The organism is Campylobacter concisus, assembly GCF_003048405.1.
In the GTDB taxonomy this organism is placed as follows: Bacteria; Campylobacterota; Campylobacteria; order Campylobacterales; family Campylobacteraceae; genus Campylobacter_A; species Campylobacter_A concisus_Q.
Genome location: NZ_PIQS01000001.1, coordinates 111,888 through 124,275 on the forward strand (window position 1 = coordinate 111,888; position 12,388 = coordinate 124,275).

Sequence of the window (12,388 nt, forward strand, 5' to 3'; positions counted from 1 at the left end):
GATTAGCCCCTCTTTCTTTCAAGTATTGTTATAACTGGCAATGCAATTATAAATAAGAACAAGAATAGCAATGATGAATAAAATCCTATCCAGTCATTATAACCACCTGTTGGGAGTTTGCCATATATCGATAAAACGATAAGATCGACAACTAAGACCCAGAACCATATAAAAAATAGTGGTCTTTTGTGGGCTGGAGCTACAAGGTCGCTTCTATCAAGAAGAGGTATAAGCATAAATGCAACACCCGCAAACGCAAAGGCAATAAGACCAATATTATAAGCAGAAATTCCAGCTATATCAAAGAAGAAGCCACGTAAAATTTCATATTGCCACAAGAAATACCACTCTGGGTAGATGTGTGGTGGAGTTTTTAGTGGATTTGCTGGCTCAAAGTTGATAGGATCCATTGCAAAATTGAAGTGATAGCAAACAAGATAGATGACAAATATCATAAAGAATGATACATACATAAAGTCTTTTGCTAAAAATCCTGGCCAAAATGGTATAACTTTAGATTTCGCTCTATCGCCGTGTAGATACTCTTGTGCCTCTACTTCAAAGTCTATATCTTCGCTTGTTAGGTTATTAACGTGCGGAACTCTTAAAGAGTAGAAGTGAATAACCAAGACAGCTATCGTTACAAGTGGCAATAAACAAACATGAAGCATAAAAAATCTAGTAAGTGTTGAGTCACCAACTGCATAATCACCTCTAATCCACTCAACTAAAGCGTCACCAATAACTGGCACACCGCCAAAAAGCTGAGTGATAACAGTCGCCGCCCAGTAGCTCATCTGTCCCCATGGGAGCATATAACCACTAAATGCCTCTGCTGAAAAACAGATAAATAGCACCATACCACTTATCCAAATGACCTCTCTGCCTCTTTTGTATGAACCATAGTAAAGTCCAGTAAGCAAGTGAATATACATAATAAGAAATATCGTAGAAGCTGAAACTGCGTGAATGTGACGCCAAAGCCAGCCATACTCGACCTCTTGCATGATAGTATAATTTACACTATCAAATGCCAAATTTACATCTGGTTTGTAATACATTAAAAGTAAAAAACCAGTAACGATTAAGAGCATAAAAAGCGTTGTTAAAATAACGCCCATTGCCCAAAGGAAATTTATATTTTTTGGAATCCAGTATTCGCTAACTAGAACCTTCATAAGTTTTGTAAAAGCTAGGCGTTGATCAAGCCAGTCAATAACGCCAGTTGATTTATGAGCTAAAGACATTGCTATCCTCCTAAGCTTTTGCTACTAATTTTTCGTATTCTGGGCTTGTTTCGCCTAGAACTAGCTTGGTTCCATCAATCTTAAATGGTGGTATATCAAGTGGTCTTGGAGGAGGTCCGTATGTTTGCATTCCGTCGGCATTAAATTCACCGCCATGACAGGCACATACAAACATTTGTTTACTTGCTTTATACTCAGGTATACAGCCAAGATGCGTGCAAAGTCCGATAAGAACTACATATCTAGCATCCCCTACGACAACATCTCTTTTGTCATTTTTAGCCATATCAGGACTTTTTTTGAGGATGAAAATAGGCTTTTTACGCCATTCAACCTGCCTCATTTCTCCATCTTTGATCGGACTTAGATCAACTGTTGTGAAACCAGCAGCTTTTACGCTTGGAAGCGGATCCCAAGTCTTTTTAACAGCCACTAGTGACATAGCGCCGCCGACAGCTGCCACAGCACCAAACGCAAGGCCGATAAAGCTACGTCTTTCTTGCTTTACTGACATTAAATTCCTTTCTATAAATAAATTCTTAACGATTATACTCTCAAAAAATTAAAAAAGTATAATTTCTAAATATAATCTGCAAAAATAATGTTAATTTTAGCTTAAACGTAAATCTTGATTTTAAGATAAAAATTTTAAGCTTTATGGCTTTTTGAACTAAACCAAAAATCAAAATCAGCCAAGCCTTTTCTCATTCATCTTTATATAAATATGTAAGATATCAATCGCAGCTGGCGTTATACCTGAAATTTCACTCGCAGCAAAAAGTGTCGGCGGTGCAAATTTCTCAAGCTTCTCGACCACTTCATTACTAAGGCCACTAACACCTCTAAAGTCAAAATTTTCAGGAATTTTTACATCCATCATATCTTTCATTTTTTCTATCTGATTTTTTTGCTCATTTATGTAGTGCTGATATTTACACTCGGTTAAAATTTGATCCACACTCGCATCATCTAAATTTGCAAATTTCTGATCAAGCTTTCTTAGTTTCTCAGCTGTAAAGCTTTTGCGTGCGACAATCTTTTGAAGGCTCACATTTTGACTGATCGGCTCTTCATCAAGGCTAGCTAAAAGCTCTAAATTTTGCTTGCTCGGCGTAATTTGCGTATTATTAAGGTAAGCAAGCCCATCTTTTAAATTTTGCCTGATAGCTTCAATTTCATTAAAAGTCTCATCATCAATAAGTCCAAGCTCATGTCCATATCCGCCAAGCCTTAAAATGGCATTTTCCTCACGCAAAAGCAAGCGGTACTCCGCCCTACTCGTAAACATCCTATATGGCTCTTTTGTCCCTTTTGTAACAAGATCATCGATCAAAACGCCGATATACGCCTCATCACGACGCAAAACAAGCGGCTCTTTATTATCCAGTGAAAGAGCTGCATTTATACCAGCCATTAGTCCCTGAGCACCGGCCTCCTCATATCCAGTCGTGCCATTTATCTGCCCAGCTAGATAAAGACCTTTTACCTTTTTTGTCTCCAAACTATGTCTTAGCTGTGTTGGCTCGACGTAATCGTACTCGATGGCGTATCCATGCCTTACTATTTTTGCGTTTTCAAAGCCCTTTACAGAGTGTAACATCTGCACTTGCACCTCATAAGGCAGGCTCGTTGAAAAGCCGTTTATATAGTACTCTGTCGCTTCAAGAGTCTGAGGCTCGATGAAAAGATGGTGTCTGTCGCGGTCGCCAAAGCGGTTTATTTTATCCTCGATACTTGGGCAATATCTTGGTCCGATACCTTCTATCTGACCTGTAAAAAGTGGTGCTTTGTCAAAATTTGAGCGAATTATCTCATGCGTGGTTTCGTTTGTATAAGCGATGTAACATGGCAGCTGTGTTGGTGAGAAATTTTTAGTTCTAAAGCTAAATGCAACTGGCTTTGCATCGCCATCTTGCTTCTCTAAAATTTCAAAATTTATAGTTTTTGCATCGATCCTTGGGCATGTTCCAGTCTTTAGCCTGCCTAAATTTAGCCCAAGCTCTCTTAGACTGCCACTTAGATCCTTTGCACTTAGCTCGCCCACACGGCCAGCTTCTAGCTTGTTAAATCCAACGTGTATTAGCCCATTTAAAAATGTGCCAGTGGTGATTATCACCTTTTTTGCGTTATAGATGTTATTTAGGTGGGTTTTAACACCAGTTACCTCGCCATTTTCGCTTAAAATTTCAGTGGTGATCTCTTGAGAAATTTCTAAATTTGGCGTGTTTAAAAGCAAATTTCTCATATAAATACGGTATCTATCCATATCGATCTGAGCGCGACTACCACGTACTGCTGGGCCTTTGCTCTCATTTAGCACGCGAAACTGGATACCAACAGCATCAGTTGTAAGTCCCATTTGGCCACCAAGCGCATCGATCTCTTTTACAAGATGCCCCTTTGCAAGGCCACCAATGGCCGGATTACAGCTTGCAGCGCCTATTTGCTCGGCTAAGATCGTGATAAGTAAAGTTTGCTTGCCCATTCTGGCTGCTGCAAGACTTGCCTCAATGCCTGCATGTCCGCCGCCAACGACGATTATTTCATAGTTCATGATAAATTTTTCCTATTTTTTGATTGCGTGATTTTATCCAAAAGCATATAAAATTTAAATTTTTTAAAAATTTTTATTGCCAAATTTAATGTAGAGTTTTTTATTAATAATATTTTAAATATTTTGCTGTTAGATTTACAAAATTTTTAAAATCACAAAGGTATTTCTATGATGAGTTTATTAAAAGTTGCTGGCTTTTTGCCCTACCTTGCGATCGCATTTTTAAATGCAAGCGTCGATCTAGCACACAAAATCACCATACAAAATGTTCTTTTAAAAACATATGATGGCGACATACTTTTTATCCTAACAGCCGTCATAAACGCAATGATCTTGCTACCATTTATATTTTTATTTTCGCCCTCAAGCTTTATAAATGATAAATTTGCAAAAATAAAGGTCATAAGAATTTGTGCCATTTTTGGCGTTATTATCAGTGTCGCGGTGCTTTTTAGCTATCTTGCAGGTGCTTTTGGCGTAGCCTTTGCTTTAACGCTCATACTGGCTGCTCAAAGTGCGATCTACTCACCAGCAAAATACGGTATCATCAAAGCCCTAGTCGGCCCTGAGCGCCTTGGCACAGCAAATGGCATCATCCAAGCGCTCACCATCGTTGCGATACTTTTTAGCTCATTTTTATTTTCATTTATATTTGAAAATTTATACATCCAAGGCGAAAACTCAGAAGAAATTTTAAAAAGTGTCTATCCTATTGGCATCTTTTTAGTGATCTTTAGCGCACTTGAAGCGTATTTTGCTTACAAGCTACCTTGCATTGATGAAAAAGATGAAACAAGCGAAAATTTTGATATTAAAAAATATATTCGCTTTAGCTATTTAAGAGAAAATTTAAAAGAAGTAAGGTCAGATAAAAATATCTGGCTAAGCATCGCTGGACTTAGTATATTTTGGGGAATTTCTCAGATCATCATCGCAGCTTTCCCAGCTCATTACAAAGCCGTTTTTAACGACGACAGCTCGCTAGCGGTGCAAGCAATTCTAGCAGCAAGCGCCATAGGTATAGCATTTGGCTCATACGTGGCTGGCTCTATGTCAAAGCTTCACATCGAGCTTGGTATCGTGCCGATGGGCGCTATGGGCATATTTTTCTCACTTTTATTTTTCGCATTTGGCTCAAGTATCGGCGTAGTGAGTCTTAGCTCATTTGCATTTGGCTTTTTTGGAGGCATATTTATAGTGCCGCTAAATGCGATGATCCAGTACTTTGCTCCGCAAAAGACCACTGGCAAGATAATGGCGGCAAATAACTTTTTACAAAACGTCTCAATGCTGCTATTTTTGGCTATTGGCATAGGCTTAGTATATTTTGAAATTTCAACCACCGGACTTTTTGTCTTTACGGCGCTTGTTTGCTTGATCGGCAGTTTTTACGCCATTTTGCAACTTCCGCACCTTTTTACAAGGCTACTTTTATTGCCATTTTTAAAGACAAAGTACCGATTTTTTGTTGAGGGGCTTCAAAATTTACCACAAAGTGGCGGCGCATTACTTCTTGGCAATCACATCAGCTGGATCGACTGGCTCGTACTTCAAGCTGCAAGCCCAAGGGGCATAAGATTTGTCATGTATAGAACGATCTATAACAAATGGTATCTAAAGCAAATTTTTAAATTTTTTAAAGTGATCCCAATAGGCGCAGGGGCAAGCAAAGAGTCGATCGAACTAGTTAGAGAGTGCCTAAAAAATGGCGAAGTGGTCGCACTTTTTCCGGAAGGCCACATCAGCTACAACGGTCAGATAAATGAGTTTCAAAAGGGCTTTGAGCTTATCATCAGAGATCTAGAAGAAATTTGCATAGTGCCATTTTATCTTCGTGGCCTTTGGGGATCTAGCTTTTCAAGAGCTAGTAAATTTTATAAAGATCTCACTTCTAAAAACGGCAGACGCGACATCATCGTCGCCTTTGGTAAGCCGATAACCACATTTATAAACGCTGCAAAGATGAAGCAAAAGGTGCTTGAGCTTAGCTTTTCATCGTGGGAGAGCTTTATCTCAAGGCAAAAACCACTAACAAGCGAATGGCTAAATAACGCAAAAGAGGATAAATTTAAAGAGTGCGTGAGCGACAGCACTGGGCTAAATTTAAGTAATTTGAAATTTATAACAGCTGTTTTAGTATTTATCAAAATTTTTAAACGCGAGCTAAAAGATGAGAAAAATATAGGCATCTTGCTGCCTAGCTCAAGCATCGCAGCAATAGTAAATATGGCGCTTCTTGCGATGGGTAAAGTAAGTGTAAATTTAAACTACACGCTTAATGTTACCTCGCTAAATCACGCCCTAAGAAAGGCAAATATAAACACAGTCATCACCTCAAGCAAATTTCTTGAAAAGCTCGCACTTAAGGGCTTTGATCTAAAAGATGCGATGAGTGGCAAGGCTAAATTTGCAGAAGATCTCTCAGCTAGCGTCTCAAAAAAAGAGAAATTTTTAGCGCTTTTAACTGCATTTTTAGCCCCAGTTTGGCTTATTAAGCTTTGCTATTTTAGGCCAGTGAGCTTAGAAGATACAGCTACCATTTTATTTAGTAGTGGCAGCGAGGGCGAGCCAAAAGGCATCGAGCTAAGTCACAAAAATTTACTTGCAAACATTAAGCAAATAAGCGAACTTCTAAATTTCAAAAAAGATGACGTAATCTTAAACTCACTCCCAGTATTTCACTCATTTGGCCTAACAGTCACCACGCTCATGCCACTTTGCGAGGGCATAAAAATGGTAAGCGTGCCTGATCCAACAGATGGAGCGACTATCGGCAAAATGGCCGCAAGACACAGCGCTAGCATTATCTTTGGCACCTCAACGTTCTTTAGGCTCTACACAAGAAACAAAAAGCTTCATCCGCTGATGTTTCAAAGTGCCAGGATGGTCGTAGCTGGGGCTGAGAAGCTAAAACCTGAGATAAAAGATGAGTTTAGACTCAAATTTGGCATAGAAATTTATGAAGGTTATGGTGCGACCGAAACGGCACCGGTAGCTGCTGTAAATATGCCAAATATCCTAGAAAAAGAGAGTCTAAAAGAGCTTACATTTAATAGACCTGGCAGTGTTGGCATGCCTCTGCCTGGCACTATCATAAAAATAATCGACCCAGAAACTCTTGAAGAGCTTGAAACTGGCGAGGACGGACTCATCGTCATCGGCGGATCGCAAGTGATGAAAGGCTATCTAAACGACGAAGCTAAAACAAACGATGTCATCACACACATTGATGGCGTAAGATACTATAAAACTGGCGACAAAGGTCACATCGATGAAAACGGCTTTGTATTTATCGTCGATAGATACTCAAGATTTGCCAAGATCGGTGGCGAGATGATAAGCCTTGGAAGCGTCGAAGAAGAGCTTGCAAAGGTGCTTGGAAGCGACGTTGTCTTTAGCAGTGCAAACGTGCCAGATAGCAAAAAGGGCGAAGCGATCGCGCTTTTAGTAAAAAGTGGCACAGAGCCCAAAAATTTAGAGCAAATTTTAAAAGAGAGCAACTTAGCTCCGATAATGATGCCAAGCTATATCTTCATCGTTGATGATATCCCAACACTTGCAAGTGGCAAGGTTGATTTTAAGGGCGTAAAAGCTCTAGCGGTCTCACTTCTAGCGGAGTGAGGCGCCGCTCTCTTTTTTGTGATAAAATAGCGCCAAAATACTACCCAGCTCGCAGTTGCGACCGATATTTGCATAAATCTTAAAAATTTTTTGCAAAGAGTTTTGTATAAAAATTTCTATTGCTTTTTAAATTTGGTGCAATTCTTGCGATTGTTTGCTAAATTCTGCCTTTACAAAATTTTACTGGCAGATCATAAAAGATGATGCCATACAAATAGTGAACAAATGGGCTATAACGTAGAAAAAGGTAACAAAGAGCTGCTAATTAAGATAAATTTTACCCTAAATGAGCTTAGCAAAGAAGGAGCTTTAAGCGAAATTTCGCTTAAATACTTCGGTAAAGATATTTCTAAATAAGGAGAATCAATGAATTTTAAGCCCATTTTTGGCTTGATCGCAGGTGCTTTTTTAGCTTTAAATTTAAATGCTTCAACTATCAAAAAAGGCGAACTTATCGTCGCAACTGAAGGCACTTACTCACCTTACTCATTTTACGATGAAAAGGGCGAGCTAGTAGGATATGACATAGATATTGCAAGAGCCGTAGCGCAAAAACTAAATTTAAAAGTTGAGTTTCTAACAGCTCCTTGGGATGCGATGCTAGCTGCATTTGATGCTGGTAAAGCTGATGTTGTGTTTAACCAAGTTAGCATAAACGAAGATAGAAAGAAAAAGTATGGTATGAGCGTACCTTACACTATGCCATATCCGGTAATTGTCGTGCATAAAGACAATAACGACATCAAAAGTTTTGCTGATCTAAAGGGCAAAAAGAGCGTACACTCTGCGACTAGCAACTGGGCAGCGATAGCCGAGAAAAACGGTGCAATAGTGGTTGTGGCTGATGGCTTTAGCAAAGGCGTGGAGCTTATCATCTCAAAAAGAGCTGATGATACGATAAACGACAACGTCACTTTTTATGACTATATCAAACAACGCCCAAATGCGCCACTAAAAATCGCATACACAAGCAACGAGCCGATGCCAACAGCTGCAATCGTTAAAAAAGGAAATACTGAGCTACTAGAAGCGATAAACAAAGCGCTTGATGAACTAAAAGCCGAGGGCAAGATAAGCGAAATTTCGATGAAATATTTTGGAAAAGATATTTCAAAATAAAGGATCAAAATGAAATTTACAAATTTATTAAAAGTAGTAGCCGTGCTTGCGATGGCTTTAAATTTACAAGCAAAAACTATAAAAGATGGCGTGCTAACAGTAGCAACTGAAGGCACTTACGCGCCTTTTACATTTTATAATGACAAAAATGAGCTAGTAGGATACGACGTAGATATCGCAAAAGCAGTAGCACAAAAGCTAAATTTAAAAGTTGAGTTTCTAACAGCCCCTTGGGATGCGATGCTAGCGGCATTTGACGCGGGCAAGGCAGACGTTGTGTTTAACCAAGTAAGTATAACTGACGAGAGAAAGAAAAAGTATGCTTTTTCAGTACCTTATACTGTAACATTTGGTGCCATCATCACTAGAAAAGATAATAACGACATAAAAAGCTTTGCCGACCTAAAAGGCAAAAGAAATGCCGACTCAGCTACGAGCAACTGGGCGAAAGTCGCCGTAAAATACGGCGCTGAACACGTCGTAACAGATAGTTTTGCTAAAAGTATGGAGCTTCTTATATCAAGACGCGTAGATGCTGTTGTAAGAGACAACATCGTATTTTACGACTTCATAAAAGAGCGTCCAAACGCACCTGTAAAGATAGCCGCCTCACTTGATGAGAAAGACTACACAGCAGCAGCTGTTAAGAAAGACAACGCCGAACTTGCAGAGCAAATTTCAAATGCACTAAACGAACTTTCAAAAGAAGGAAAACTAGAAACCATCTCAAAAAGCTACTTTGGCAAAGACGTCTCAAAATAAAATTATAAACCAACAAGGCAAAAATGGAAAATTTAGATAGAGTGATCGAGCTTGTTTCAAGCTCGACACTACCGATGATCATCGCACTCTTAAAAGTGACGATCCCTCTTACTTTGCTCTCGTTTTCGCTAGGGCTTGTCATCGCCATTATCACAGCAGTAGCGAGGCTTTCAAATATAAAAATTTTAAAATTTATATTTGCCACCTATGTTTGGATATTTCGCGGCACGCCACTTCTCGTGCAGCTTTTTATAGTATTTTATGGGCTTCCTAGCATCGGTGTCACGCTTGATACTTGGAGTGCTGCGACTATCGCATTTAGTCTAAACGTGGGTGCTTATGCCTCTGAGTCCGTAAGGGCTGCCATTCTTTCTGTGCCAAAAGGTCAGTGGGAAGCTGCCACATCGCTTGGCATGACGCACTATCAAATTTTAAAACGTATCATCGCCCCTCAAGCAGTAAGGATCTCGTTGCCGCCACTTTCAAACACATTTATAGGCCTTGTTAAAGACACCTCACTAGCAGCTTCTATAACGATGGTTGATATGTTTATGGTCGCTCAAAGGATCGCAGCAAGAACCTTTGAGCCACTCATCCTCTACATCCTAGCAGCACTTATCTACCTGGTGGTTTGCACACTTTTAACTTATCTTCAATCAAGGCTTGAAAGAGCTGTCTCAAGGTATGTCTAATGGCTATAAATTTTAAAAATATAAGCAAATCTTACGGCGATCATTTGGTGCTAGATAACATAAATACAAGCTTCAAAGAGGGGCAAACGACCGTGATAGTTGGCTCATCTGGTTGTGGTAAATCAACACTTCTTAGATGTATAAATTTACTTGAGATCCCACAAAGTGGCATTTTAGAGGTAGATGATAGAGCTGTAAATTTTAAAGAGAAGCTTAGCTCAAAAGAGCTTTTAGAAATTCGCAAAAAAACAGGTATGGTCTTTCAAAGCTTTAACCTCTTTCCACACCTAACAGCGCTTCAAAATGTCACAGAAGCTCCGATCTACGTTCAAAAAAAGGATAAAAGCGAAGCGATAAAAGAGGCAAAAGAGCTTTTAGCTAAAGTGGGGCTTAGCCACAAAGAAGATACCTATCCAAACAGGCTCTCAGGCGGACAAGCACAGCGTGTAGCCATCGCTAGAGCCCTGGCTGTAAATCCATACTTTTTACTGCTTGATGAGCCTACAAGTGCGCTTGATCCAGAGCTTGAGGCTGAAGTTTTAAAGGTCATCTTATCTCTTGCAAAAGAGAAAAAGCCTATGATCATTGTCACTCATAATATGAATTTTGCTAGAAAGATAGCTGATAGAATTTTGTTTTTAGATAAAGGTGTGATCGCATTTGATGGCTTGGTAGATGAGTTTTTTAACAGCCAAAATGAGAGGATAAAAAGCTTCATCTCAGCTATGGATATATGAAAATTTTAGCTAGAAAATCTAGCTAAAATTACATTAAGCAAAGTGAGGCTTTATCTGCTCTATCCAAGCTGAAATTCTACCCTCAGTTTTATCACTTTGGTTATCAGCATCAAGTGCTAGACCTACAAATTTTCCATTTCTTACAGCATCAGAGCCATCAAATGTATATCCATCGGTGCTAACCTCACCAACTACTTTTGCGCCAGCTTTTACGACCTCATCGTAAAGCTTTGCCATGCCGTTACAGTACTCATCAGAGTAGCTCTCGCTATCACCCATGCCAAAAACAGCGACTGTTTTTCCGTTTAGATTTAATGCTTTAAAGTCAAACGCATCCCAGTCATCTTGAAGATCGCCACTACCCCAGGTTGATGTACCAAGGATGAGCTTATCAAAGCTATTTATCTTTGCCCCGTCCACGTCAGAGACGTTTAAAAGCTCGTTTTCAAGGCCTAGACCCTCACTTATAAGTTTTGCTGCATCTTCGGTATTTCCCATGCTGCTTCCATAAACTATACCTATCATTTTTATCCTTTTTAAAAAATTTTACTAATAATCGTATAAGGCACAAGCTTGATCAAACCTCTCGCACAACAGTGCCTAACCTCAACGTGTCGCCTAAATTCCTCATTTCTAGGAAAAACGATATAAACCATCTCGCACTCGTGACCAAGCACACCGACAGCTCTATCTATATCGTCGTTTAAATTTCTCATATCATCAAAGCTCACTTTTTTAAAGCTTGGCATGATGCTGAGCAAATTTTTACCATCTTTTTTAACCGAAATGACACCGCTATTTAGCATGACCTCTTTGTCTTGATGGCGGAGGCGTATTTTATCATAAACAAATTGACAAAACATCTGTGCCGCATCCATGCAAAACTCAAATTTCCCACTTGCATAAAGCATTTTTATCATCTTTGCAGCCGCCATTTTTGGCTCTTTTGCTATAAATTTTATCTTTGAAAAGTCGCCTTTTAAATAAGCATTTATGATGATATTTGATGAAATACAAAAGCGATCTGCTGGCTTAAAATTTAGACATTTTCCTCGAAGTAGGAAATTTATCCTAGCATCAAAAATTTCTTTGAAATTTAGAAATTTAGCGTAAGAAAGCGGAATTTTTAGCTCACTTTCTACGCCGGAATTATAAAGTGCAATAAAAATTTTTGCACGTGAAAGCCTATCAAGCTTTGCAAAAATATTTGGAGTTATTTCGCCAATATCTGATAAAAGCCCGAATCTCATTGATTATTCTTTGCATCCAAATTCCTTATCTAGCCCAAAGACCTTGCAGTACTCGCAAAATACGCAACTAACGCTTCTTTTTGCACAAACAATTGGAATATTTCTCTTTTTTGCTTGAGTTTTAATAGTCTTCATCGTGTTGTGGTTTAAAAAACTAGTTAGCATCACCACGCACTCGGTATCTTGAGGGATTGGCTTGCGATTTACGCGGTTTTCATTTCTAGCATCCCAGTGTTCTATCTTTTCAGCTCCCAAATCATGTAAAACTGCCTTGATAGGTGTTATCTCATCTGCACCGATAACTAAAACTGACATAATAAGCTCCTAAAATTTATTCATTTTCTGATAATGATTATAAGGAAGCTTAACTAAAATTTTTCTTAGTTATGATATTTATTATCACTTA

At 39.0% G+C, this 12,388-nt stretch carries 12 protein-coding genes; 6 read left to right on the forward strand and 6 right to left on the reverse strand.

Annotated elements, in window-relative coordinates; genetic code table 11:
• Positions 1-2: 2 nt before the first annotated feature.
• The 3 genes from CVT18_RS00600 to mnmG all read right to left on the reverse strand — a co-directional run bounded on the left by CVT18_RS00600 (position 3) and on the right by mnmG (position 3,801).
• Entirely contained in the window at positions 3-1,247 is a 1,245-nt protein-coding gene (locus tag CVT18_RS00600; RefSeq protein ID WP_084041924.1) for a cytochrome b, read from the reverse strand.
• Positions 1,248-1,257: 10 nt separating this feature from the next.
• The gene (gene petA, locus CVT18_RS00605; RefSeq protein WP_021091707.1) at positions 1,258-1,761 is read right to left on the reverse strand and encodes a ubiquinol-cytochrome c reductase iron-sulfur subunit; all 504 of its coding nucleotides are present in this window, start codon (positions 1,759-1,761) and stop codon (positions 1,258-1,260) included.
• A 174-nt stretch (positions 1,762-1,935) separates the two neighbouring features.
• Complete coding sequence (gene mnmG, locus CVT18_RS00610) at positions 1,936-3,801, reverse strand: tRNA uridine-5-carboxymethylaminomethyl(34) synthesis enzyme MnmG (RefSeq protein WP_103629343.1); 1,866 nt, start codon at positions 3,799-3,801, stop codon at positions 1,936-1,938.
• Positions 3,802-3,969: 168 nt separating this feature from the next.
• On the opposite strand from mnmG, the gene CVT18_RS00615 reads away from it, so the two are divergent.
• The 6 genes from CVT18_RS00615 (at position 3,970) to CVT18_RS00640 (ending at position 10,732) form a co-directional block, all read left to right on the forward strand.
• Positions 3,970-7,422, forward strand: a complete 3,453-nt coding sequence (locus CVT18_RS00615; RefSeq protein WP_107824085.1) for an acyl-[ACP]--phospholipid O-acyltransferase — start codon at positions 3,970-3,972, stop codon at positions 7,420-7,422.
• 225 nt (positions 7,423-7,647) lie between these two features.
• Positions 7,648-7,779, forward strand: a complete 132-nt coding sequence (locus tag CVT18_RS00620) for a transporter substrate-binding domain-containing protein (RefSeq protein WP_223155332.1) — start codon at positions 7,648-7,650, stop codon at positions 7,777-7,779.
• 9 nt (positions 7,780-7,788) lie between these two features.
• Positions 7,789-8,541, forward strand: coding sequence for an amino acid ABC transporter substrate-binding protein (locus tag CVT18_RS00625; RefSeq protein WP_103629341.1), 753 nt, complete (start codon positions 7,789-7,791; stop codon positions 8,539-8,541).
• Between the two features lie 9 nt (positions 8,542-8,550).
• Positions 8,551-9,303, forward strand: a complete 753-nt coding sequence (locus CVT18_RS00630) for an amino acid ABC transporter substrate-binding protein (RefSeq protein ID WP_103629340.1) — start codon at positions 8,551-8,553, stop codon at positions 9,301-9,303.
• Between the two features lie 23 nt (positions 9,304-9,326).
• The gene (locus CVT18_RS00635; RefSeq protein WP_103629339.1) at positions 9,327-9,995 is read left to right on the forward strand and encodes an amino acid ABC transporter permease; all 669 of its coding nucleotides are present in this window, start codon (positions 9,327-9,329) and stop codon (positions 9,993-9,995) included.
• The gene (locus tag CVT18_RS00640) at positions 9,995-10,732 is read left to right on the forward strand and encodes an amino acid ABC transporter ATP-binding protein (protein WP_103629338.1); all 738 of its coding nucleotides are present in this window, start codon (positions 9,995-9,997) and stop codon (positions 10,730-10,732) included. The genes CVT18_RS00635 and CVT18_RS00640 overlap by 1 nt, the downstream gene beginning before the upstream one ends.
• A gap of 33 nt (positions 10,733-10,765) precedes the next feature.
• Here the strand turns inward: CVT18_RS00640 and fldA are convergent, their stop codons facing one another.
• Genes fldA through CVT18_RS00655 form a run of 3 tightly spaced genes read right to left on the reverse strand, consistent with a single transcriptional unit; the run spans position 10,766 to position 12,297 of the window.
• The gene (gene fldA / locus CVT18_RS00645; RefSeq protein WP_103629303.1) at positions 10,766-11,257 is read right to left on the reverse strand and encodes a flavodoxin FldA; all 492 of its coding nucleotides are present in this window, start codon (positions 11,255-11,257) and stop codon (positions 10,766-10,768) included.
• 11 nt (positions 11,258-11,268) lie between these two features.
• Entirely contained in the window at positions 11,269-11,982 is a 714-nt protein-coding gene (locus CVT18_RS00650; protein ID WP_103629302.1) for a UDP-N-acetylmuramate--alanine ligase, read from the reverse strand.
• Positions 11,983-11,985: 3 nt separating this feature from the next.
• Complete coding sequence (locus CVT18_RS00655; RefSeq protein ID WP_002939277.1) at positions 11,986-12,297, reverse strand: DUF2325 domain-containing protein; 312 nt, start codon at positions 12,295-12,297, stop codon at positions 11,986-11,988.
• Between the last annotated feature and the right edge of the window lie 91 nt (positions 12,298-12,388).